At 68.9% G+C, this 21,779-nt stretch carries 23 protein-coding genes; 18 read left to right on the top strand and 5 right to left on the bottom strand.

Annotated features, from left to right (window positions below; all coding sequences use genetic code 11):
- The first annotated feature begins 118 nt into the window (after positions 1 to 118).
- Genes ACFWMR_RS27900 through ACFWMR_RS27870 form a run of 7 tightly spaced genes read left to right on the top strand, consistent with a single transcriptional unit; the run spans position 119 to position 6,778 of the window.
- The gene (locus ACFWMR_RS27900; protein WP_378380495.1) at positions 119 to 1,156 is read left to right on the top strand and encodes an MCE family protein; all 1,038 of its coding nucleotides are present in this window, start codon (positions 119 to 121) and stop codon (positions 1,154 to 1,156) included.
- The gene (locus ACFWMR_RS27895) at positions 1,153 to 2,184 is read left to right on the top strand and encodes an MCE family protein (RefSeq protein WP_378380494.1); all 1,032 of its coding nucleotides are present in this window, start codon (positions 1,153 to 1,155) and stop codon (positions 2,182 to 2,184) included. Before ACFWMR_RS27900 ends, ACFWMR_RS27895 begins: the two co-directional genes overlap by 4 nt.
- The gene (locus tag ACFWMR_RS27890) at positions 2,181 to 3,362 is read left to right on the top strand and encodes an MCE family protein (protein WP_378380493.1); all 1,182 of its coding nucleotides are present in this window, start codon (positions 2,181 to 2,183) and stop codon (positions 3,360 to 3,362) included. Before ACFWMR_RS27895 ends, ACFWMR_RS27890 begins: the two co-directional genes overlap by 4 nt.
- A complete protein-coding gene (locus tag ACFWMR_RS27885) occupies positions 3,359 to 4,567 on the top strand; it encodes an MCE family protein (RefSeq protein ID WP_378380492.1) in 1,209 nt (402 codons plus the stop codon). Before ACFWMR_RS27890 ends, ACFWMR_RS27885 begins: the two co-directional genes overlap by 4 nt.
- Positions 4,564 to 5,799 (top strand): MCE family protein, encoded by a 1,236-nt coding sequence (locus ACFWMR_RS27880; protein ID WP_378380491.1) that lies wholly within the window; start codon positions 4,564 to 4,566, stop codon positions 5,797 to 5,799. Before ACFWMR_RS27885 ends, ACFWMR_RS27880 begins: the two co-directional genes overlap by 4 nt.
- Positions 5,799 to 6,287 carry a hypothetical protein gene (locus tag ACFWMR_RS27875; protein ID WP_378380490.1) on the top strand — a complete coding sequence of 163 codons (489 nt, stop codon included), beginning with the start codon at positions 5,799 to 5,801 and terminating at the stop codon, positions 6,285 to 6,287. Before ACFWMR_RS27880 ends, ACFWMR_RS27875 begins: the two co-directional genes overlap by 1 nt.
- Positions 6,284 to 6,778: a hypothetical protein gene (locus ACFWMR_RS27870; RefSeq protein WP_378380488.1), complete on the top strand. Its 495-nt coding sequence runs from the start codon at positions 6,284 to 6,286 to the stop codon at positions 6,776 to 6,778. Before ACFWMR_RS27875 ends, ACFWMR_RS27870 begins: the two co-directional genes overlap by 4 nt.
- 8 nt (positions 6,779 to 6,786) lie before the next feature.
- Here the strand turns inward: ACFWMR_RS27870 and ACFWMR_RS27865 are convergent, their stop codons facing one another.
- Positions 6,787 to 7,290 (bottom strand): hypothetical protein, encoded by a 504-nt coding sequence (locus ACFWMR_RS27865; protein ID WP_378274391.1) that lies wholly within the window; start codon positions 7,288 to 7,290, stop codon positions 6,787 to 6,789.
- A 176-nt stretch (positions 7,291 to 7,466) separates the two neighbouring features.
- Here ACFWMR_RS27865 and ACFWMR_RS27860 point away from each other — a divergent pair, with 176 nt between their 5' ends.
- The 3 genes from ACFWMR_RS27860 (at position 7,467) to ACFWMR_RS27850 (ending at position 11,212) form a co-directional block, all read left to right on the top strand.
- Positions 7,467 to 8,711, top strand: coding sequence for an aminotransferase class I/II-fold pyridoxal phosphate-dependent enzyme (locus tag ACFWMR_RS27860; protein ID WP_378380486.1), 1,245 nt, complete (start codon positions 7,467 to 7,469; stop codon positions 8,709 to 8,711).
- 385 nt (positions 8,712 to 9,096) lie between these two features.
- Positions 9,097 to 10,044, top strand: a complete 948-nt coding sequence (locus tag ACFWMR_RS27855; RefSeq protein ID WP_378277370.1) for a ferritin-like domain-containing protein — start codon at positions 9,097 to 9,099, stop codon at positions 10,042 to 10,044.
- A 67-nt stretch (positions 10,045 to 10,111) separates the two neighbouring features.
- Complete coding sequence (locus ACFWMR_RS27850; RefSeq protein ID WP_378380485.1) at positions 10,112 to 11,212, top strand: FAD-dependent oxidoreductase; 1,101 nt, start codon at positions 10,112 to 10,114, stop codon at positions 11,210 to 11,212.
- A gap of 52 nt (positions 11,213 to 11,264) precedes the next feature.
- Here ACFWMR_RS27850 and ACFWMR_RS27845 read toward each other — a convergent pair whose 3' ends face one another.
- Positions 11,265 to 13,061: an AMP-dependent synthetase/ligase gene (locus ACFWMR_RS27845; RefSeq protein WP_378380484.1), complete on the bottom strand. Its 1,797-nt coding sequence runs from the start codon at positions 13,059 to 13,061 to the stop codon at positions 11,265 to 11,267.
- 127 nt (positions 13,062 to 13,188) lie between these two features.
- Between ACFWMR_RS27845 and ACFWMR_RS27840 the strand changes: the two genes are divergently transcribed.
- From ACFWMR_RS27840 to ACFWMR_RS27810, 7 genes are read left to right on the top strand one after another with little or no spacing between them, the layout of a single operon-like run.
- The gene (locus tag ACFWMR_RS27840; RefSeq protein WP_167406370.1) at positions 13,189 to 13,599 is read left to right on the top strand and encodes a polyketide cyclase / dehydrase and lipid transport; all 411 of its coding nucleotides are present in this window, start codon (positions 13,189 to 13,191) and stop codon (positions 13,597 to 13,599) included.
- A gap of 8 nt (positions 13,600 to 13,607) precedes the next feature.
- On the top strand, positions 13,608 to 14,396 hold the full coding sequence (locus ACFWMR_RS27835) for a metallophosphoesterase family protein (protein ID WP_378380483.1): 789 nt from the start codon (positions 13,608 to 13,610) through the stop codon (positions 14,394 to 14,396).
- A gap of 27 nt (positions 14,397 to 14,423) precedes the next feature.
- Complete coding sequence (locus tag ACFWMR_RS27830) at positions 14,424 to 14,864, top strand: SRPBCC family protein (protein WP_093938017.1); 441 nt, start codon at positions 14,424 to 14,426, stop codon at positions 14,862 to 14,864.
- A gap of 14 nt (positions 14,865 to 14,878) precedes the next feature.
- On the top strand, positions 14,879 to 16,021 hold the full coding sequence (locus ACFWMR_RS27825) for an ArsA family ATPase (RefSeq protein WP_378380482.1): 1,143 nt from the start codon (positions 14,879 to 14,881) through the stop codon (positions 16,019 to 16,021).
- On the top strand, positions 16,018 to 16,440 hold the full coding sequence (locus tag ACFWMR_RS27820; protein ID WP_093938019.1) for a hypothetical protein: 423 nt from the start codon (positions 16,018 to 16,020) through the stop codon (positions 16,438 to 16,440). Before ACFWMR_RS27825 ends, ACFWMR_RS27820 begins: the two co-directional genes overlap by 4 nt.
- A 16-nt stretch (positions 16,441 to 16,456) precedes the next feature.
- Complete coding sequence (locus ACFWMR_RS27815; RefSeq protein WP_093938020.1) at positions 16,457 to 17,416, top strand: ROK family protein; 960 nt, start codon at positions 16,457 to 16,459, stop codon at positions 17,414 to 17,416.
- 4 nt (positions 17,417 to 17,420) lie between these two features.
- Positions 17,421 to 18,290, top strand: coding sequence for an NUDIX domain-containing protein (locus ACFWMR_RS27810; protein ID WP_378380481.1), 870 nt, complete (start codon positions 17,421 to 17,423; stop codon positions 18,288 to 18,290).
- A gap of 59 nt (positions 18,291 to 18,349) precedes the next feature.
- Here ACFWMR_RS27810 and ACFWMR_RS27805 read toward each other — a convergent pair whose 3' ends face one another.
- Genes ACFWMR_RS27805 through ACFWMR_RS27795 form a run of 3 tightly spaced genes read right to left on the bottom strand, consistent with a single transcriptional unit; the run spans position 18,350 to position 20,798 of the window.
- Positions 18,350 to 19,492, bottom strand: a complete 1,143-nt coding sequence (locus tag ACFWMR_RS27805; protein ID WP_378277671.1) for a glutamate--cysteine ligase — start codon at positions 19,490 to 19,492, stop codon at positions 18,350 to 18,352.
- Between the two features lie 20 nt (positions 19,493 to 19,512).
- Positions 19,513 to 20,031 carry a hypothetical protein gene (locus ACFWMR_RS27800; RefSeq protein ID WP_378380480.1) on the bottom strand — a complete coding sequence of 173 codons (519 nt, stop codon included), beginning with the start codon at positions 20,029 to 20,031 and terminating at the stop codon, positions 19,513 to 19,515.
- Entirely contained in the window at positions 20,028 to 20,798 is a 771-nt protein-coding gene (locus ACFWMR_RS27795) for an alpha/beta hydrolase (RefSeq protein WP_378380479.1), read from the bottom strand. The genes ACFWMR_RS27800 and ACFWMR_RS27795 overlap by 4 nt, the downstream gene beginning before the upstream one ends.
- Positions 20,799 to 21,012: 214 nt before the next feature.
- Here ACFWMR_RS27795 and ACFWMR_RS27790 point away from each other — a divergent pair, with 214 nt between their 5' ends.
- Entirely contained in the window at positions 21,013 to 21,774 is a 762-nt protein-coding gene (locus ACFWMR_RS27790; protein WP_093938025.1) for a lysophospholipid acyltransferase family protein, read from the top strand.
- The last annotated feature ends 5 nt before the right edge of the window (positions 21,775 to 21,779 follow it).

The raw sequence follows: 21,779 nt of genomic DNA, 5'->3' as shown, positions 1-21,779 counted from the left end.
GGGCCGGGCTGAAGGGGCCTTTCACCGCATGCGACGCGGCGAAGGGAGCTTTCACCGCGTCTGATGCGGTGAAAGCGTCCTTCAGCCTCCGGGCCGCAGCCGGCGGGAGGGCGGTCCGATGAGGTCCTTCGTTCCGGATCTGATCAAGATCCTCGTCTTCGCCGTGGTCACCGTGCTGCTCACCGCGGTCCTCGGCGCCACCATCGCGAACACCAACTTCGGCGAGACCTCGGGCTACACGGCCAAGTTCACCGACGCGTCCGGTCTCAAGGAGGGCGACGACGTCCGCATCGTCGGCGTGAAGGTCGGGCAGGTCGGCGAGATCGAGGTCGAGGAGGGCGAGAAGAACTTCGCCCAGGTCCACTTCGACGTCCAGACCAGTCACCGGCTGCCGGCGTCGGTGACCGCGACCATCAAGTACCGCAACCTGGTCGGGCAGCGGTACCTCTCGCTCGGCACGGACATCGGGGACGAGAAGTCGTTGCCGCGCGGCGGGATCATCCCGCCCGAACGCACCAAACCGGCCCTGAACCTGACCGTCCTCTTCAACGGGTTCAAACCGCTCTTCCGCGCGCTGAACCCCGAGGACGTCAACAAGCTCTCCTACGAGATCATCCAGGTCTTCCAGGGCGAGGGCGGCACGATCACCAGCCTGCTCGCGCACACCGCGTCGGTCACCTCGGCCATCGCGGGCAAGGACAAGATCATCGGTGACGTCATCGCGAACCTCAACACCGTGCTCGGCACGGTCGAGAAGCGTTCGCCACAACTCGGCGAGCTGATCGACCAGACACAGCGGCTGGTCACGGGGCTGTCCGAGCAGCGACAGCCGATCGGGGACGCGGTCAAGGCGCTGGGCGACCTCACCGTCACCACCACCGGACTCCTCGCCGACGCCCGGCCCGCCATCAAGGACGACGTCGCGCAACTCGGCGCGCTGTCGCAGAACCTCGGCGATTCGGAGCAGCTGATCGACCATCTGCTGCAGGTGCTGCCGGGCAACCTGCAGAAGTTCACCAGGACGCTGAGCTACGGCAGCTGGTTCAACTACTACCTGTGCGGGATCTCCGGCAGCATCGGCATCAAGTCGCTCAACATCGAACTGCCGATCACGCCGCTGCCCGGCACGCAGCGACCGGAGAGGTGCGGGCCGTGAAGCCACTCAAGGAACGCAACCAGGCCGTGGTCGGCGGAGTGGCGCTCATCCTGATCGTGCTGGTCACGGCGACGACGTACTTCTCCGACCGGATCCCGCTGTTCGGCAGCGGGACGACGTACTCCGCGTACTTCGGCGAATCGGCCGGGCTGGCGCCGGACAACGAGGTCCAGGTCGCCGGGGTCAAGGTCGGCCAGGTCAGCTCGGTCGAATTGGCTGGCAAGAAGGTGCTGGTGAAGTTCCGGGTGAAGGACGTCAGGGTCGGCGACGCCACCGCCGCGTCGATCGAGATCAAGACGCTGCTCGGTGAGAAGTTCCTCGCGCTGACACCGAAAGGCAAGGGGAGCCAGGATCCGAACACCACGATCGGGCTCGACCGCACGCGGACGCCGTTCGAGCTCCAGGACGCGTTCCAGCAGCTTTCGGGCACGGTCGGCGACATCGACACCGCGCAGCTGGCGAAGAGTTTCACCGTCCTCTCCGACGCTCTCAAGGACAGTCCTCAGTACCTGAAGGACGCGTTGGGCGGTCTTTCCTCCTTGTCCAAGACGGTCTCCTCCCGCGACGGTGACCTGAAGACGTTGCTGGCCAACACGAGCAAGGTGTCCAAGACACTGTCCGACCGCAACGCCCAGCTGAAACGGATCCTCGACGACGGCAATCTCCTGCTCGCCGAACTGCAGAACCGGAAGGACGCGATCAGCACGTTGCTCAAGGGCACGCAACAGGTCTCCGCGCAGCTGTCCGGGCTCGTCGCCGACAACCGGCAGCAGATGAAGCCGACGCTGGAAAAACTCGGGAAGGTCACCGACATCCTGCAGCGCAACCAGGACAACCTCAACCGCAGCCTCGCGCTGATGGCGCCGTTCGCCCGCGTCGGCGCCAACGCGACCGGGAACGGGCGCTGGTTCGAGGGCTACCTGTGCGGGCTGCTGCCGCCGACGATCATCGCGGGCGCCTTCCAGGTCAACCCGGAGGGCTGCACCCCGCCGATCGCGGCGCCGAACCAGGGGGTGGGCGGACGATGAGCGGCAAACCCCGCACGGTCTACACCTGGGTCGCGTTCGCCTGCGTCCTCGTGCTGATCGTGACGGCCGGCCTGTGGCTGGTGTTCAAAGAACCCGGCGGGACGCGGATCAGCGCCTACTTCGGGAAGACCGTCGGGCTCTACGCGGGATCGTCGGTCCGGGTGCTCGGGGTGAAGGTCGGCGAGATCACCGGGGTCACGCCGCAGGGCGAGGCGGTCCGGGTCGACATGCGGATCGACGACGGTACCCCGATTCCTGCCGACGCGGGCGCCGTCGTCGTCGCGCCGAGCCTGGTGAGCGACCGGTACGTCCAGCTGACCCCGGCCTACGAGAGCGGTCCGGAAATGGCCACGGACACGGTGATCGCCAAGGAGAAGACGGCCACACCGGCCGAACTCGACGACCTCTACACGAGCCTCGACAAGCTCTCGACCAGCCTGGGACCCAACGGTGCCAACAAGAACGGCGCGTTGTCCGACGTGCTCGACACCGCGGCGGCGAACCTCGACGGCAACGGGAAGAACCTCAACACCACGGTGACCCGGCTGTCCGAACTGGCCAAGACACTGGACAGCTCCAAGGGCGACCTGTTCACCACGATCCAGAACCTGAACTCCTTCACCGGCGCGCTGGCCGAAAGCGACAAGCAGCTCAACGAGTTCTACCGCCGGGCGGCGGACGTGAGCGGGTTCCTCGCCGCGGACTCCGAAGACGTGGGCGCCGCGCTGAACTCGCTGGCGACGGCGATGGGCGACGTCGAGAAGTTCGTGGCGGAGAACAAGGACCTGCTCTCGTCCAATGTGGACAAACTTGCCGGGTTGACGAAGGTGCTCGTGGACCAGCGGGCCTCGCTCGCCGAGGTGATCGACATCGCGCCGACCGGGGCGACCAACTTCATCAACTCCTACGACGCGGCGTCCGGCACGATCGCGGTGCGGGACAACCTGAACGAGCTCACACATCCGCCGATCCTGACCGTGTGCCGCCTGATCAGCGCGAGCACGCCGAAGCCGATCCCGGACGCGCTGGGCAACATCTGCAAGCAGCTCGCGCCGGTCCTCGACGGCACGCTGAAACTCCCGTCGATCCCGCAGGTGCTCGCTTCTTTGCAGAGTGGCGAATTGCCGCCGCTGCCGCTCCCGCTGATCGACGTCATGGCCAAGGGGCTCCCGAAATGAGGCGGCAACGGCAGAAGATCGCGGGAGTGATGGCGGGTGTCCTGGTGCTCGCCGGCTGCAGTGACGGCGGTTTCTCGGGGCTGTACAACACTCCCTTGCCGGGCGGCGCCGATCTCGGCGATCACCCGTACCGGATTTCCGCGCAGTTCTCCGACGTCCTCGACCTGGTACCGCAGGCGAGTGTGAAGGTCAACGACGTCCCGGTCGGCCGGGTCGAGAACATCGACCTGGCGCCGGACACGCGTTCGGCGTGGGTGAACATGGTCGTCAACGGCGACATCGCGCTGCCCGCGAACGCGCGGGCCGAACTGCGGCAGTCGAGCCTGCTGGGGGAGAAGTTCGTCGACCTGCACGCTCCCGAAAAGCCGCAGGGAGCGCTCGCCGAGGGCGCGAAGATCCCGCTGGACCGCACGAACCGCAACCCCGAGGTCGAAGAGGTCCTCGGCGCGCTTTCCCTGCTGCTCAACGGCGGCGGGGTCGAGCAGATCCAGAAGATCAGCCACGAACTGAACGAAGCGCTCACCGGCAACGAGGCCGAGGTCCGCGGGCTGCTGTCCCAGGTGGACAAGCTGGCGACCGAACTCGACGGGCACAAGGGCGAGATCCTGCGCGCCATCGACGGCGTCGACAAGCTGTCCAAGACCCTGGTCGGCCAGACGCAGAACCTCACGAACGCGCTCGACAACCTCTCGCCGGGGCTCAAGGTCGTGACCGAGCAACGTGATCAGCTCGTCGGCATGCTCCAGTCGCTGAACACGCTGTCCGGAGTCGCGACCGAAACGATCAACGCCAGCAAGGACTCGCTGGTGGCGAATCTCCGCGCGTTGCAGCCGACGCTCAAGAAGCTGACCGAGGCCGGACAGGACCTGCCGACCGCGCTGCGGATCCTGCTCACGTACCCGTTCCCGGACTACGCGGGCAACGTGATCAAGGGCGACTACGCGAACGTCGAAGCCAAGATCGACCTGAACCTGGACACCTTCCTGGAGAACATGAACAACTCGTCGCAGCCGATCATCCAGCTGCCGGGGTCTCAGGGCACCGGCACACCCGGCGCGATCCCGTTCTCTGGCGGCGCCGCGCCGCCGGTGCTGCCGCTGCCCGGCGATCTCCCGCAGGCGCCGCAGGCCCAGACGCCTCAAGGGGACGTCCTGGGCGGCGTGCTCGGCGGGATCCTCGGGCCGATCCTGGGAGGTGGCTGGTGATCACGCGCAAGACCAGGATCCAGATGGCGGTGTTCCTCGTCATCGCGGTGGTTTCGGTCGTCTACGCGGGCGGCAAGTACGCCGGGCTGGACCGGCTCTTCGGCACCCGCGGCTACCTCGTCACCGCGCAGCTCGTGGACTCGGGCGGGATCTTCGTCAACGCCGAGGTCTCCTACCGCGGGGTCGCGGTCGGCAAGGTCTCGTCGATGACGCTCACCGAGCAGGGCGTCGACCTCGGGCTCGACATCGATTCGGGCGCGCCGAAGATCCCCGCGGACACCAAGGCCGCGGTCGCGAACCGGTCGGCGGTGGGGGAGCAGTACGTCGATCTGCTGCCCATGCACGAAAACGGGCCGTATCTGGCGCAGGGTTCCGTCATCGCACGGGACAAGACCTCGATCCCGCTCGCGCCGGACACCGTGCTGTCCAATTTGGACAAATTGGTGTCGAGCGTGAAGCCGGAATCGCTGAAGACCGTCGTCGACGAGACCTACGAGGCGTTCGCGAACGCCGGCCCGGATCTGCGGCAGCTGCTGGACAGCACCGGTTCGCTCACCGCGACCGCGACCCAGTACCTGCCCGACACCCAGGGCCTGCTGGCGAACTCGCGGACGGTGCTGGACACCCCGCGGCGCCAAGCGGACAACATCACCCAGTTCTCCAGCGGGCTCAAGACGATCGCCGCGCAGCTGAAGACGTCCGACCCGGATCTGCGGCGGGTGATCGACGAGGCGCCCAAGCTGAGCCGCCAGATCAGCGACGTCCTCGCGGTTTCGGGGACGGATCTCGGGGTGCTGTTCGCGAACACGCTCACCACCGCGCAGATCACCTCCGCCCGCACCGACGCGATCGAGGAACTCCTCGTCGCGTACCCGATCATCTCGGCGTTCTCGCGGTCGACGTCGCCGGACGGCACGGGCCATCTCGGCGTCGTGTTCAACTTCTTCGACCCGGTCTCGTGCACGAAGGGCTACGAGGGCACCAAACAGCGTCCCGCCAACGACACCACCGAAGCGCCGGTGAACACCCAGGCCTACTGCGCCGAGCCGCCGGGAAGCCCCACAGGCGTGCGAGGCTCGCAGAACGCCCCGTACGCCGGGAAGCCGCCCGCGGTCCCGGAAAAGCCGAAGCAGACCCCGCAGGCGGCGGAATCCGCCCAGTTGCCGGGAGTGCTGAACCTGCTCACCGGATCCGCGCCGGGCGGTCTGGGCGCGTTGCTGGGTGGCAAGTAGTGCTCACCCGCGCCCTCACCGTCGTCGCCGTGCTGGCGGTCCTCGCGGCCGCCTGGTCCGGCTGGTCGTGGTGGAGCGCCGCCCGGGACGACGGCCTGGCCAGGGGGCGCGAACGGGAGGCCGTGCTCGCCGCCGCGTCCGGTCAGCTCGAAGTGCTCAACACGATCGACTACCGCAGCGGGGCCCAGGACGTCGACCGCTGGCTCGGCGTCACCACCGGACGGCTCGGCAAGGACCTCACCGGCGACCGGCAGATCCAGATCGACCGGGCGAACACGAGCAAGACCGTCGCCACCGCCAAGCTCAAGCAGGCCGCGGTCACCGAACTCGACGCCACCGCCGGCACGGCGAGGCTCATGGCGGTGCTGGACGTGAAGGTCAGCACCGGCGGCGGATCGGCCGCGCCCAAGGTGAGCAGGCTGACCGTCGACTACCAGCGCGTCGAGGACGGCTGGAAGGTCAGCGCGGTACAGGCGGCGGGCTCGTGACCGGGCGCACCCCGCGGCTGCTGATCGCGATCATCGTCCTGGCCACCGGCTGCGCGGTGTGGTTCGGCCTCCAGGCGTCCTCGCTGGGCTCGGACGGCAACGCGGCGCTCGTGGACCAGGCAGCCACGGCCGAGGTCGCCGACCAGGTCGGCGCCGGGGTGAAAGCCGTCTTCTCCTACGACTACAGCAACCTGGCGCGGACCGAGCGGGCCGCGGCCGACGTGCTGACCGGCGAGGCGACCGGGCAGTACCGGGACCAGTTCGCCTCGGCGCGGAAACGGGCCGAAGAGCAGAAGCTGGTACGCACGACGACGGTCCGCTCGCTCGGCGTCCGGTCCCTGCGCGGCGACCAGGCCGAGGTGCTGTTGTTCCTCGACCAGCAGACGATCGCGGCCGGGGGAGGCGTCCCGCAGTCGACGGTTTCCCAGCTCTCGGTCACCGCGCGGCGCGTCGACGGCCGGTGGAAGATCTCGCAACTGACCGCGCTCTGAATTTCCGGTCAGGAGACGCGTTTCATGTTCGCCGCGGTGATCGCGCCGCCGGAAACGGTGTAGGAGCCGGAGAAAACGCGCGTCGAACCATCGGTCTGCCGGGCCGAGAGATCGACGTACACGGTGTTCCCGATCGTGTTCCGCACGGTGAGCGCCACCCACGAAGTCGTCGCGTATCCGTTGCTCCAGGAGGCATAAGTGCCGCCTTTCGCCAGCCGCTGACCCCCGAGATTCCACGCGGTGAGGAAATCACGCCGGTTGAGCGCGTCGTAGAAGGCGATCACCGTTTGCGCCACGGGAACCGACGGTGCGGGATAGACGGTCTGCGTCGCGGGCGGTGCGACATAAACCGTCTGCGGCGGGGCCGCGGCTACCGGTGGCTGGATCACGATCGTGTTCGGCGGAGCGGCCACCGCGACGGCCGGAGTCGCCGTTCCCTGATTGGGTACCGCGCACGCGGCCAAGGCGCCCGCCGCCATCAGTGTGATCGCCGCCCATTTCTGCGCTTCCATTTTCTCCCCTTTTCCTCGTGATACCGAGAATGCGGGAAAACGTGGGGGCGTCACTAGGGGATTTGGCCTCGTTACGAATGGTGAAAAACGCGCCGGAACCGTTATCCGATCTTGCGCGCGCGGGCCGAGGGCCACCCTCGTCTCACGCCGATCCACCGCCGGGTTTAGCGTTAGGCATGACCACTGCACCTGTCGATGTCGAGAGCGCCCGCCGCGACTACGCGGCCCTCGTCGACCGTGGCCTCTCCCTGGACATCACCCGCGGCAAGCCGTCCCCCCGCCAGCTGGACCTCGCCGACGGGCTGCTCGCCCTCCCCGGAGACGTGCGCAAGGCCGAGGACGGCACGGACGTCCGCAACTACGGCGGCCTCAAGGGCCTGCCCGAGCTCCGCCGCATCTTCGCCGGACCGCTCCAGGTCCCGGCCGAGCAGCTGCTGGCCGCGGGCAACTCCAGCCTGGAGCTCATGCACGACTCGATCGTGCAGGCCTTCCTCAGCAAGCTCCCGGGCGCCGAACGCCGCTGGGCCGACGAGCCGAGCGTCAAGTTCCTGTGCCCGGTGCCCGGCTACGATCGGCACTTCGCGCTGGCCGAGCGCTTCGGCATCGAGCTCGTCCAGGTCCCCCTCACCGAGACCGGCCCGGACATGGACGTCGTCGAGCGTCTCGTCGCCGAGGACGCCGCGGTCAAGGGCATCTGGTGCGTGCCGAAGTACAGCAACCCGACCGGCGTCACCTACAGCGACGACACCGTGCGCCGCCTGGCCACGATGACCACGGCCGCCCCGGACTTCCGGATCTTCTGGGACAACGCCTACGCCGTGCACCACCTCACCGACGTCGAGGCGCCGCTGGCCGACCTGTTCGCGCTGGCGGGAGAGGCGGGCAACGCCGACCGCGTGTTCGTCTTCGGCTCGACTTCGAAGGTGACCTACGCCGGTGGCGGCGTCGGCTTCTTCGGCGCGTCCGAGGCCAACCTGGCCTGGTGGACCGGCCTCATCGGCAAGCGGACCATCGGCCCGGACAAGGTCAACCAGCTCCGCCACGCGCAGTTCCTGCGCGACGAGGACGGCGTCCGCGAGCACATGCGCAAGCACGCCGAGCTCATCGGGCCGAAGTTCGCGGCCGTCGACGAGATCCTGACCAAGGAGCTCGGCGAATCGGGCCTCGCGTCCTGGACCAAGCCGACCGGCGGGTACTTCATCTCGCTGACCGTGCCGTCCGGGACCGCCAAGGAGGTCGTGCGGCTGGCCAAGGAGGCGGGTATCGCCCTGACCCCGGCCGGCGCGACGCACCCCTACGGCGACGACCCCGAGGACGCCGTCATCCGCATCGCCCCGACCTTCCCCGAGCTGGCCGAGGTCGAAGAGGCCATCCGCGGTCTCGCCGTCTGCGTCCGCCTCGCCGCGGCGACGAAGAACTAGTTCGAGGTCCAGGCGAAGAGTGCGTGTCGCGAAAGCCACTTTCGTAACCTTCAAGGTTGCGAAAGTGGCTTTCGCAACGTGGCTGCCGGGGGCGCCGCTCAGGCGGGCACGCGTGATCAAGGGGACGACACCCGTGCTCAGACGGACGACACGTGTGATTGGACGGACGACACGCGCACGGCCAGGGTCACGCGCCGAGCCGTCTGCCTGGACACGCGTGTCGTCCGTCTGATCACGGGTGTCGTCCGTCCAATCACGTGACATCGTCCGTGACAGGGTGGACGTATCCCGAAAACAGGTCCGAGATCTTCTCCAATCCGGGCCACGAGTGGTTCCGAACGTCCGAGTGGGTGGGTGTGCACCGCAAAGACGAGAGGAACCACTCGTGTTCGGAAAGCCTTTTGTTCGCACCCTGATATCGCGCAGTGCCGAGAACCGCACGGATCGCCGCCGGTTCTTGAAGGCCGCCGGCGCGGCGGGCCTCGGTGTCGTCGGGGCGACGTACCTCGGGGTGCAGGCCACGTCGTCCGCTTCGGCGACGGGTGAGGCCGCTGCCGCCGCGGGCGCTCCCAGTGACGCGGCCGTGCTCAATTTCGCGCTCAACCTGGAGTACCTCGAAGCCGAGTTCTACTCCTTCGCCGTCCACGGTCGCGGGCTGCCGGACGATCTCACCGGCGGCGTCGGCACCCAGGGCGGGGTGGCCGGCGGCAAGAAGGTGATGTTCCACGACAAGGCGCTGCACCAGTTCGCGAAGGAGATCGCGGGCGACGAGGTCGCGCACGTCAAGTTCCTGCGCGGCGCGCTCGGCGAGGCCGCGGTGTCCCGGCCCGCGATCGACCTCAAGGACAGCTTCACCGCCGCCGCGAAGGCGGCCGGGCTGATCAGCGAGTACCAGCAGTTCGACCCGTTCGCCAACGAGAAGAACTTCCTGCTCGCGGCGTTCCTGTTCGAGGACGTCGGCGTGACGGCGTACAAGGGCGCGGCCCCGCTGATCACCAACAAGACGTTCCTGGACGCGGCCGCCGGCATCCTGGCCGCCGAGGCCTATCACGCCGCCACCATCCGGACGTCCCTGTTCGACCGGGACCTCGGCGACGCGGCGGCCAAGATCTCCAACGCCCGCGACGCGCTCGACGGGCCCGGCGACGACGATCAGGGCATCCTGCTCGGCAACCAGGCCAACATCGTGCCCACCGACAACAACGGCGTCTGCTTCGGCCGCGGCGCCGATCGGGTGCTCAACGTCGTCTACCTGAACCCGGGCCCGGTGAAGGAAGGCGGGTTCTTCCCGAAGGGGGTCAACGGCGACATCGTCGCCAGCGGCGGCGCGTGATTCCCCTCTGTCGTGTCGCCGATTCCCCGGTACCGTCGGGTGTCGGCGACACGACAGGGGGTTCGCGGTGAAGGCAGTGATCATCGGCGGCGGCGTCTCGGGCACGGTGACCGCGATGGCGTTGCGGCGGGCCGGGATCGAGGCGAGCGTGCACGAGGCGCACGCGTCCGGCGGCGAGGACGCGGGCGCGTTCCTGACGCTCATGCACAACGGCATGGACGCCCTGCGCGCGATCGGCGCAGACGGGCCGGTGATCGCGAACTCCTTCGCCGCCGATGGGCTGGAGCTCGTCACGCCGGATGGGAAGACCGTCGATCAGCGGTCGTTCGATGTGGACGGTCTCGCCGGACCGCGCACCTTGAAACGGGCGGTGCTTTATCGCGCGCTGCAAGAGGAAGCGATCTCGCGCGGGATCACCGTCGAACGCGGGAAGCGGCTGGTCTCCGCGTCGCCGGGTGTCGCCCGTTTCGAGGACGGGACCGTCGCCGAGGGCGACATCCTGATCGGCGCAGACGGCCTGCGGTCTGTCCTCCGCAACGTCATCGACCCGTCGTGCCCGCCGCCGCGCTCGACGGGCCTCGACGTCGTCTACGGCTACACGACCGACGCGAGCGTCCCGCAGGCGCCGTCGCTGTACCGGATGATCCAGAGCCTGCACGCCTTCTTCGGCTACACGAGCGCTCCCGACGGCTCGACGTACTGGTTCGCGCGGCTTCCCTCCGCCGAAGGGGTCCGGTCCGGGCTGACCCCGGAGGAATGGCGCACGGCGGCCTTCGTCACTTTCGACGGGGAACCGTTGCCCGCGGCGGAAATCATCGAGTCGACGGGGGACGACGTCTTCGGCGGTCACTCCTACGACGTCCCCTCGACGCCGGTGTGGTTCAACGAGTCGATGGTGCTCGTGGGCGACGCGGCGCACGCGGCCTCGCCCGCCGCCGGGCAGGGCGCGTCGATGGCGCTGGAGGACAGTGTCGTGCTGGCGCAGTGCCTGCGGGATCTTCCTGACGCGCCAACGGCTTTCGCGGCCTACGAACGGCTGCGGCGGACGCGGGTCGAGAAGCTGGTGGCGAACAGCGCCGCAGTGTCGTCGTCGACGACGTCCGACCGGGACCGGAACTGGCTGTACCGGCACCACATCGACTGGGACGCCGAGATCCCCCGCATTTAGTCGGCTAAGTGCGAGCCCGCACTTAGCCGACTTAAATCGCGCTCGCCTTCGGCTACTTCTTGTACAGGGCTTCGATGTCGTTCGCGTAGTTCTTGTTCACGATGTTGCGCTTCAGCTTCAGGCTCGGCGTGATCTCCCCGCCCGCCTCGGTGAAGTCCTTCGAGAGGATCGTGAACTTCTTGATCGCCTCGGCCTGCGACACCGCGCTGTTGGCCTGGTCGACGGCTTCCTGGATCTCGGCGCGCAGCTCGGCGTCGTCGGCCAGATCCGACACGGAGGCGTCGGAAGCCTTGCCGTGCTGCGACTTCCACGACGGGAAGTACTCCTCGTCGATGGTGATCAGCGCGCCGATGAACGGCCGCTGGTCGCCGACCACCATCGCCTGGCTGACCAGCGGGCTGGCCTTGATGGTGTCTTCCAGCCCGGACGGCGCGACGTTCTTTCCGCCCGCGGTGACGATGATCTCCTTCTTGCGGCCGGTGATCTTGAGGAACCCGTCGCTGTCCAGCTCGCCGAGGTCGCCGGTGTGGAACCAGCCGTCCTCCAGCGCTTCGGCGGTCGCCTCGGCGTTGTTGAAGTAGCCGCCGAACACGACGTCGCCCTTGAGCAGGATCTCGCCGTCGTCGGCGATCCGGACCGAGGTGCCGGCGACCGGCCGTCCCACGGTGCCGACGCGGAACCCGTCCTGGGTGCCGACGCAGGCCGCGGCGGACGTCTCGGTCAGGCCGTAGCCCTCGAACACCGGGACGCCGATGCCGCGGAAGAAGTGCGCCAGCCGCACGCCGAGCGGGGCACCGCCGGACACCGCGGCGACGCACCGGCCGCCCAGCGCTGCGCGCAGCTTGCTGAACACGAGCTTGTCGAACAGCGCGTGCTTGATCTTGAGGCCCAGCCCGGCGCCGCCGGTGTCCTGGGCCTGGCTGTAGGCGACGGCGGTGGCTTCGGCGGCGTCGAAGATCTTGCCCTTGCCGTCACCGTGCGCCTTCTGCTTCGCGCTGTTGTAGACCTTTTCGAACACGCGCGGCACGGCGACGACGAACGTCGGCCGGAAGGTGCCGAGGTCGGCGACGAGATTCTTGACGTCCGACGTGTGCCCGAGGGTCACGCGCGCGCTGAGCGCGGTCACCGCGATGGCGCGGGCGAGGACGTGCGCGAGCGGCAGGAACACCAGCAGCGAGTTGCCCTGCTCCATCAGCTGCGGGAACGCGGCGATGTCGGCGCGGATCTCGGCGAGGAGGTTCCGGTGGGTCAGCTCGACGCCCTTGGGGCGGCCGGTCGTGCCCGAGGTGTACACGATCGTGGCGAGGTCGCCCGCCTTCACGGTGCGGCGGCGCTCGTGCAGATCGTCGTCGCTCAGCTCGGCGCCCTGCGTGGTGAGAGCGTCGACGGCGGGCTTGGCGGCCTCGATCTGCCAGGTGTGCTCCAGCGTGCCGAGGCGTCCCTTGACGGATTCGAGCGTCGCGAGGTGCTCGTCGGTCTCGACGAACACGCCCTTCGCGGCCGAGTCCGAAAGGATCCAGTGGACCTGCTCGGCCGAGGAGGTGTCGTAGATCGGGACGGTGACCGCGCCGGCGGCCCAGATCGCGAAGTCGATCAGGGTCCATTCGTAGCGGGTCTTGGACATGAGCCCGATCCGGTCGCCCGGTGCGATGCCCGCCTTGGCCATTCCCTTGGCCACGGCCAGAACCTGGGCGGCGAAATCCTTGGCGGTGACGTCCAACCAGGTACCGTCGACCTGGCGGCGGAAACTCACGACATCGGAGAACCGCTCGGCGTTCGCCCAGACGACGTCCGCGAGGTTCTCGTCGTCGGTCACCGGATTGGCGGCGGGGGCGCTGTATTCGCGCACGAGGAACCTCCGTGTTCGCGTGCAAAGTGGTGTGACCGGTGTTACCCGCCAGTCAACTTAGCGTGCCGTGCACCTTAAGACCATGCTGACGAATCGGCCATACCGAGGGCATGACATTCTGCCGCTTGTGAACCAGGCGCCGCCAGCTCTCGACATCGTCGACGAGACCTTCCTCGTGGTCCCGCCCTCCACCGTGGCCGCCGCTTTCGCCGATCCGCGATCTTGGTCACGTTACTGGCCGGACCTCGTTCTCGAGGTCTACACCGACCGCGGCGACGAAGGATTGCGCTGGACCGTGCGCGGCGCCTTGATCGGTACCATGGAGGTCTGGCTCGAGCCGGTGCTCGACGGCACTCTGCTGCATTACTTCCTGCGTGCCACTCCCGCCGGTCCGGACGGGGAGCCGCGTGCGCTCCAGGCCCGGGACCTGCGGCGGGAGTTCGACCGCCGCGCCCGTGCCGCCAAGGCGATCGCGCTCGGGCTCAAGGAAGTCCTGGAGGACGGGCGCGAACCCGGGGTCGGTCCCCGGAGCGAGTAGGGGTGGGCATGCGGGTTCACGTGGTGTCGGACGTGCACGGAAACGCCGACGCGCTCAAACGCGCGGGCGACGGCGCCGACGCGCTGATCGTGCTGGGCGACCTGCTGGACTTCGTCGACTACCGCGAGCACGACAAGGGCATCATGGGCGCGCTGTTCGGCGCCGAGAAGGTCGGCGAGTTCGCGCGGCTGCGGCGTGAAGGCACTCGTGATGAGACCGTTGCCTTCTCGCGATCGTTGTGGGCCACTTTGGCCGATCCCGCCGCCGCCGTCGGCGAGGCCATCCAGGACCAGTACTCCGTCCTGTTCGGTGCCCTCACCGCGCCGACGTTCGCGACCCCCGGCAACGTCGACGACCCCTCGCTGTGGCCCGAGTTCGCCGGCGACGGCATTTCCGTCCTCGACGGCGGCGTGGCCGAGTTCGGCGGGCTGCGCTTCGGATTCATCGGCGGCGCGCTGCTCCCGCCGAACGTGGTCCCGCGCCGCAACGGCTTCTGGCGCCCGTACCTGCGCACCCGCGAGGAGTACGACGCCGCGGTCGGCACGCTGGAGGACATCGACGTCCTGTGCACCCACATCCCGCCCGCCATCCCGGAACTGACCTACGACGTGGTCGCGCGGCGGTCCGAGATCGGGTCCGCGGCGCTGGTGGACCTCATCCGCGAACAGCGGCCGCGCTGGTCGGTCTTCGGGCACGTCCACCAGCCGCTGTCCGCGCGGACGAGGGTCGGCAGGACCGAATGCCGTAACGTCGGTCACTTCAAAGAGACGGCACAGCCGTACGTGCTTCGCTGGTGACACGCGGGCCCGGCTAGAGTTCGGGGCATGGCCGAGCAGTCCACGCAATCCATCGAGGTCGACGCCGAGCCCGAGCGGGTCATGGCCGTCATCGCCGACTTTCCCGCGTACCCGGAATGGGCCAAGGCCGTCCGGGAGACCGAAGTGCTCGGCGAGGACGGCGACGGCCGCGCCAAGCAGGTGAAACTCACCCTCGACGCCGGGCCGATCAAGGACGTCTACACCCTCGAGTACGACTGGGACGCCGACGGCCGGGGAGTCAGCTGGCACCTGGTCAAGGGGCAGATGCAGAAGGCCCAGAACGGTCGTTACGCCCTCGAAGCGCTGGGCGGCGGCCGCACGAAGGTGACGTATACGCTGTCCGTCGAGCTGGCGCTGCCGATGATCGGGCTGCTGCGCCGCAAGGCCGAGAAAATGGTCATGGACACCGCGCTCAAGGAGCTCAAGAAGCGCGCTGAGGCATCCTGAGTCGAAGGGTAGGCATGCGGATCCTGCTGTTCACCGGCAAAGGGGGTGTCGGCAAGACCACGCTGGCCGCGGCGACCGCCGCGGCCCTGGCCGGGCGGGGCAGGAAGACACTGGTCGTCTCGACCGACCCGGCGCATTCCCTCGGTGACGCCTTCGGCCGCGCGCTCGGCGCCGAACCGTCCGAAGTAGACACGCTTCTCCACGCCGTTCAGATCGACACCCGCGGCCTCGTCGACAGCACCTGGCGCGAACTACGGCAGGAACTGCAGGCCGCGCTCGCGGGCGCTGGCCTCGACTCGCTCGACGCCGAAGAACTCACCGTGGTGCCCGGCGTCGACGAACTCCTCGCCCTCACCGAGGTCCAGCGGCTCGCCGAGCACGGTCCCTGGGAGACGGTCGTCGTCGACTGCGGGCCGACCGCGGAAACCCTGCGCCTGCTGGCTTTGCCCGAAGCCGTCTCGGGCTACCTGTCGAGGATGTTCAAACCGGGCGCCCGGCGGACGGCGGCCGCGGTGCGGCGGCTCGGCGCGCATCTGGAGTCGCTGCGCACCCTGCTGACCGATCCGGCCACCACCACCGTGCGGCTCGTCCTGACGCCGGAACGTGTCGTCGTCGCGGAAGCCCGCCGCACGCTCAGTTCCCTGGCCCTGCGCGGAATCCTGGTCGACGGCCTGATCGTCAACCGGCTGATGCCCGCGCCCGGGTTCTGGCGCGGCGCCGCGGCCTCGTGGATGCGGACCAGGCGCACCCAGCAGAACGCCGTCCTCGCCGAACTCGGCGACGCGGGATTCGGGCCCGATCAGGTGAAGCCCGTCGAGCACCGCGCCGTGGAGCCCGTGGGCCTGGAGGCGTTGCAGGAAATCGCGTACGAGCTCTACCGAGGGCTGGATCCCTTGGCCGGAACCGAAAAAGGTGTCACCCCGCTCCTGCAGGTGTCCGAATCGGACAACGGCTATCAACTGCGGATCGCCGTGCCGTTGCACCGGGATTCCGAAGTGGACCTGGCCAGAGTGGACGATGATCTCGCCGTCACCGTGGACGGTTTCCGGCGGCTCATCGCGCTGCCGGAGATGTTGCGCCCGTGCCGGATCACCGGTGCGGAATCCGACGCGCACGGCCTGGTCGTGAGCCTGGCCGGGAACCGGGGACCCGGGTGAGCGAGAACAGTGGACACACGCCGTCCGACGGCCTGAAGCTGGCCGAAGAGATCCGGTTGCTGGTCGAATTGGTCGTCGAGCACGCCGCGCCGTGGCTGGAGGGCCTGATCTCCGCCGGGCACGGCTGTTCGGAACATGACACCGACGGCGGCTGGTGCCCGCTCTGCGCGATCGTCGGGGTCTTCCGCGGGGAGCGGCCCGAGTTCGTGGCCCGGCTGATGGAGCAGGCCGCGCAGCTCGTCGCGTTGCTGCGGGCGGTGCTGGCCGATCGCTGGGAGCCCGAGGGCGGGGTGCACATGCCGGGGTTCCAGCCTGCGCGGAAGGAGCCCGCGCGGGAAGATGCGCCGGTGGGAGCTTCGCGGGTCCAGCACATCACGGTGACCAGGCGCGACGCCTGGCAACCGGACCGGGAGAACTGAGTTGCTGACGATAGGGGTGGACGTCGGGGGCACGAGTGTGCGCGCCGGCGTGGTGGACGAGCACGGCTCGCTGATGGACACCGCCAGGGTCGGAACGCCTGGCGAGGAGGACGCGCTCGAAGACGCCATCGCCGGGGTCGTCGAAGACCTCCGCAACCGGCACGACGTCTCCGGTGTCGGGCTGGCGGTCGCCGGTTTCGTCGCCAAGGACCGGCGGACGGTGATGTTCGCGCCGCATTTGTCCTGGCGTGCCGCGCCGGTCGCCGAACGCATCGAAAAGCGCGTCGGCCTGCCGGTGACCCTGGAACACGACGTGAACGCGGCCGCGGTCGGCGAGTACCGGTTCGGGGCCGCCCGCGGCGCCCATGTCGCCGCGCTGATCGCGCTCGGCACCGGGATCGGCGCGGGTCTGCTGCTCGACGGCAAGATCTACCGGGGCGCGCACGGGGTCGCGCCGGAACTCGGGCATCTGACCGTCGTCCCCGGCGGTCGGCCCTGCCCGTGCGGGAAGTACGGCTGCTGGGAGCGGTACTGCAGCGGGACGGCGCTGGCCGCGACGGCGGTGGAGCTGCTCGCGCGGCATCCCGGCCGCTCGACCGTGCTGGCTCGCGAGACCAGGGGAGACCCGGGTTCGGTGACCGGGCGCCGGGTGGCGGGCGCGGCCCGCGACGGCGACCCGATCGCCCAGCGCGCGATGACCGAACTCGCGAAATGGCTGGCCGAGGGCCTGGCGCTGGTCGCCGACGTCTTCGACCCTGAGATCATCGTGATCGGCGGCGGAGTGTCCGAATCGGCCCCGCTGTTCCTCGACGAGGCGCGGGAACGCTACGCGGGCAAGATCACCGGTGCCGGGCACCGTCCGCTGGCCCGGATCCGGGCCGCGCACCATGGCGACGATTCCGCCATCGTGGGCGCCGCGGCACTCGCCGTCGACGCGGCGAAGGCTCCCGGAGCCGAGGTCGGTGTGACAGGCTGAAAGCGTGACCCGGGAAGACGGCAACGGCTTCGTGAAGTGCGACTTCGGGCACCTTCACTGGGGCTTGAACGGCGCCGCCGGGTTGCTGCTGTCCGATCCCGCGCGCGGTGTCCTGCTGCAACGCCGGGCGTGGTGGGTCCATCATGGACGCACCTGGGCGTTGCCCGGAGGCGCCGTCGAGGCGGGGGAGAGCGCACGAGAGGCCGCCACCCGCGAGGCGCACGAGGAGGCCGACATCCCGCCCGCCCGGGTCCGGCCGCTGTCGGCGTCGCACGTCGACCACGGGAACTGGCGCTACACCACGATCCTGGCCGCGCCGATCGGCACGCTCGCGGCCAAGGTGAAGAACGCGGAGAGCGCCGAGCTGCGCTGGGTCCGCGCGGGACAGGTCGCGGACTTCCGGTTGCACCGGGATTTCGCGGTGGCGTGGCCGGGATTGAGGGAACACTTGGATCGCAGGCTGGTACTGGTGGTCGACGGCGCGAACGTCGTCGGTTCGCGGCCGGACGGCTGGTGGCGTGACCGGCGCGGCGCCGCGGAACGGCTGCGGGACAAGCTCGCGATCCTGGCGGAGACCGGGCTCGCCGATCCGGCGCTCCCCGGCGGCGACGGATGGTCGTGGTGGCCGAAGATCGTGCTGGTCGTCGAAGGCAAGGCGCGCGGAGTCGAAACGGTGCCCGGCGTCGAGGTCGTCGAGGCCGAGACGGACGGGGACTCCCAAATCGTCGCCGTCGCCCGGTCCGCTCGCGAGGCCGGCCCGGACGACCACGTCGTCGTGGTGACGGCCGACCGCGAACTGCGTTCCCGCGTCGAGGCCGTGGGCGCTTCCGCCTTCGGCCCCGGCACCCTCTTGGGCCACCTCGACCGCGTTTAGTCCTCTCGATGCGGTAATTCGACGCCGAACTACCGCATTCAGAGGACTAAACGCGAGGGCTAGGAGCGCGGGATCGTGCCCTCTCGCATCTCAGAGATGAGCGAAGCGACGACGGCGCGCAGGCTGCCGTTGTACTGCTTCGCCACCGCGCGCTGCCGCAGGTAGCTGGGCCCGTACTGGAGGATAGTCTCCACCGACCGCAGCTCGTCGGCGCAGTCCAGCCGCCGGGCCACCGGTTCGAGCCGGTTCAGCAGGTCGTAGGTGTCTTCGGTGACCAGCCGCTCGTTGCCCGCGGCGTCGAGGATGACGATCGCGTCGACGCCGTAGCGCGCCGCCCGCCACTTGTTCTCCTGGACGTGCCACGGCGGCAGCGTCGGCAGGATCTCGCCGTCGTCGAGGCGGGCGCTGAAGTCGTCGACAAGGCATTGGGTCAGCGCGGAGATCGCGCCGACCTCCTCCAGCGTCGGCAGCCCGTCGCAGACGCGCATCTCGATCGTCCCGAAATGCGGGGCGGGCCGGACGTCCCAGCGGATCTCGGAGAAGTGGTCGATCACGCCCGTGGTGAACATGTCGTCGACGTAGCTCTCCAGCTCCTCCCACTTCCGGAACTGGAACGGCAATCCCGCCGTGGGCAGCTGCTGGAACATCAGCGCGCGGTTCGACGCGTACCCGGTGTCCTCCGCGCCCCAGTACGGCGACGACGCCGAAAGCGCTTGCAGATGCGGCGCGTAGTTGAGCAGCGCGTCCAGGATCGGCAGGGCCTTGTCGCGGTGGTCGAGGCCGACGTGCACGTGGACGCCGTAGATCAGCATCTGCCGTCCCCACCACTGGGTCCGGTCGATGAGCTTGGCGTACCGCTCCTTGTCGGTGACCTTCTGCTGGTACCACGTCGAGAACGGATGCGACCCGGCCGAGAACAGCTCCACACCCAGCGGGTCGAGCACCGAGTGCACGACGTCGAGCGAGGTGTTCAGATCGGCCTTGACCTCGGCGATCGTGTCGCAGATCCCGCTGATCACCTCGATGGTGTTGAGCAGCAGCTCCTGCTTGATCTTCGGGTGCTCCTCCTCGCCGTCCGGACGGACGGCGTCGAGCACCTGCTCCGCGACGGACGAGAGTTCACCGGTCCGCCGGTCGACGAGGGCGAGTTCCCATTCCGCGCCGACCGTCGACCGGCGCGAGGGAGTGAAGTCGATCTTCATGGTCGGAATTGTCCGGCAGTTCAGACCTGTGCGCCGTTGTGCGGGTCCGCACCGGGCGGCGGCCCCTGGCGCACCCGCAGCAGGAGCAGCGCTATCGCGGTCGCGAGGGCGAGGATGCCGAGCGGCGTGCCGAGCCGCGTGCCCATGCCGATCAGGGTGGGCGCGATCAGGAGCAGCAGTCCCAGCAAGAAGAACAGCAGGACGACGAACGCGCCCTTGCGCGGACGCGGCAGGGGAGGCGGCTCGGGCGGCACGAAGTGGCCCTCGTCGTCGCTCGACCCCGGGTCGCCCTCGAAGACGGTCTTGTCCCAGCTGGTGCCGCCGCCTCGCCAGCCAGGTTCGGATTCGGGTTCCGTCGCCTCGGGGCGGGGTGCCTTCTCCGAAGAAGTCTCAGCCTTCTCCGCCTTTTCCGCGGATTTCCCGGCCGGTCTCTCCAGGTCCTCTTCGGGGAACAGCCCGACGCCCTCCGCACGGAGGTCGGCCACGATCTCGGCGAACGTCGCGTCGACGTCCTCCGGCCCGTCCTTGCCTCTGTTCATCCGGCGTCCACCTGTCCCGCCCGGCGCACGGACCGGGCGAAGTCCACCGTACGCGTGAAGATCAGGCCTGCGTCGTGGTCTTGGGTGGCGACGTGGAAACTGTTCTCCAGCACCACCTCCGTGACGTCGTCGCTGCCGATCCCGTCGAGGATCACCTGCGAGTTGACCGGCTCCACGATGTGGTCGACGGCCGAGTGCAGCAGGAGCACGGGCTGGGTCACCTTGGGCAGGTCCGCGCGGGTGAGTTTCCACAGTTTCGCGAGGCTCGCCGCCGCGCGCACGGGCGTGCGCGAGTAAGCCAGCTCCTTCTCGCCCGGCTTCGCGATGTCGTTGGCCACGCCCGGCACCGACGGCAGGATCCGCGACAGCACGGGCAGCAGTTTGGCGTCCCACCGCAGCGTCAGGACCGACGGGTTCACCAGGACGATCCCGGCGATCCGGTCGCCGAATTCCTCGGCGAGCCGCAGGGTCAGCGTCCCGCCCATCGACATCCCGGCGACGAAGACCGAGTCGCAGGTCGAGAAGAGCGCCAGCAGCTCCTCGCGGACCGTGCCGTACCAGTCTTCCCAGCCTGTCCGGTTCATGTCCTGCCATCGGGTCCCGTGTCCGGGCAGCAGCGGGCAGCGCACGGTGTATCCGGCCTCGGCCAGGTGGTCGCCCCAGGGCCGCATACTCGCGGGGGTACCGGTGAACCCGTGGCACAGCAGGAACCCTGCTTCGGTCGAACCGGTATGAGCGAACGGTTCCGCGCCGGCGAGGACGGCCATGCGATCGCCTTCCGTGAGAGCTGGGTAGGTCTACTATGTTCGCACGACCGGAGCGGCTTGTGGGCCCCCGGCCACTGCCGGAATCGGGCCGGATCGGGTGTGAGATCCGTCGCTGGGTGCGGGTAACCGGGTGGACTTCGTTGTGCCGGGGGTGCGCGGTTCGTAGTCTTGACCATCGGGCACAGGGGTTGAGCTGCTAGGAGGAGTTTTCGCAGTGCTGTACTGGCTCATGAAACACGTGTTTATCGGGCCACTGCTCAAGGCGCTGTGGCCCACCAAGGTGGTCGGTGCGGAGAACATCCCCGACGACGGTGGCGTGATCCTCGCGGGCAACCACCTCGCGGTGGCGGACTCCTTCTTCATGCCGCTGCGGGTCAAGCGCAAGGTGACCTTCCCGGCCAAGTCGGAGTACTTCACCGAGAAGGGCATCAAGGGCCGGCTGAAGAAGTGGTTCTTCAGCGGTGTCGGCCAGATCCCGATCGACCGCTCCGGCGGCAACGCGGCGCAGGCCGCGCTCGACACGGCGACCCGGCTGGTCCGCGAGGGGCACCTCCTCGGCATCTACCCCGAGGGCACCCGCTCCCCGGACGGCCGCCTGTACAAGGGCAAGACCGGCGTCGCGCGGATCGCGCTCGAGTCCGGCGGTCTCGTGGTCCCGGTCGCCATGGTCGGCACGGACAAGGTCAACCCGATCGGCTCGAAGATGTGGTGGCCGCGCCGTCTCGAGATCCGCTTCGGCAAGCCGCTCGACTTCTCGCGCTACGAGGGTCTCGCCGGTGACCGCTTCATCGAGCGGTCCATCACCGACGAGATCATGTACGCGCTCATGGAGCTTTCCGGCCAGGAGTACGTCGACATCTACGCCGCCAAGGCGAAGGAACTGCTCGCCGCCGACGAGGCGGGACTCCGCCCGAAGGTGCCCGCGCAGCCCTCCGCCCAGGACGTCGCCCGTATCCCGGACACCAAGGTCGGCTGAGGCCC

The sequence above is a fragment of the Amycolatopsis thailandensis genome (genome assembly GCF_042723255.1).
In the GTDB taxonomy this organism is placed as follows: Bacteria; Actinomycetota; Actinomycetes; order Mycobacteriales; family Pseudonocardiaceae; genus Amycolatopsis; species Amycolatopsis thailandensis.
This window is presented reverse-complemented; position numbering and strand designations above follow the sequence as displayed.

Bases quoted from the DNA above. Each gene is read 5' to 3' on its own strand.
- ACFWMR_RS27860 (WP_378380486.1), top strand. From the start codon at position 7,467: ATGACCACTGCACCTGTCGATGTCGAGAGCGCCCGCCGCGACTACGCG.
- ACFWMR_RS27890 (WP_378380493.1), top strand. From the start codon at position 2,181: ATGAGCGGCAAACCCCGCACGGTCTACACCTGGGTCGCGTTCGCCTGC.
- ACFWMR_RS27825 (WP_378380482.1), top strand. From the start codon at position 14,879: ATGCGGATCCTGCTGTTCACCGGCAAAGGGGGTGTCGGCAAGACCACG.
- ACFWMR_RS27885 (WP_378380492.1), top strand. From the start codon at position 3,359: ATGAGGCGGCAACGGCAGAAGATCGCGGGAGTGATGGCGGGTGTCCTG.
- ACFWMR_RS27900 (WP_378380495.1), top strand. From the start codon at position 119: ATGAGGTCCTTCGTTCCGGATCTGATCAAGATCCTCGTCTTCGCCGTG.
- ACFWMR_RS27835 (WP_378380483.1), top strand. From the start codon at position 13,608: ATGCGGGTTCACGTGGTGTCGGACGTGCACGGAAACGCCGACGCGCTC.
- ACFWMR_RS27830 (WP_093938017.1), top strand. From the start codon at position 14,424: ATGGCCGAGCAGTCCACGCAATCCATCGAGGTCGACGCCGAGCCCGAG.
- ACFWMR_RS27800 (WP_378380480.1), bottom strand. From the start codon at position 20,031: ATGAACAGAGGCAAGGACGGGCCGGAGGACGTCGACGCGACGTTCGCC.
- ACFWMR_RS27805 (WP_378277671.1), bottom strand. From the start codon at position 19,492: ATGAAGATCGACTTCACTCCCTCGCGCCGGTCGACGGTCGGCGCGGAA.
- ACFWMR_RS27865 (WP_378274391.1), bottom strand. From the start codon at position 7,290: ATGGAAGCGCAGAAATGGGCGGCGATCACACTGATGGCGGCGGGCGCC.
- ACFWMR_RS27795 (WP_378380479.1), bottom strand. From the start codon at position 20,798: ATGGCCGTCCTCGCCGGCGCGGAACCGTTCGCTCATACCGGTTCGACC.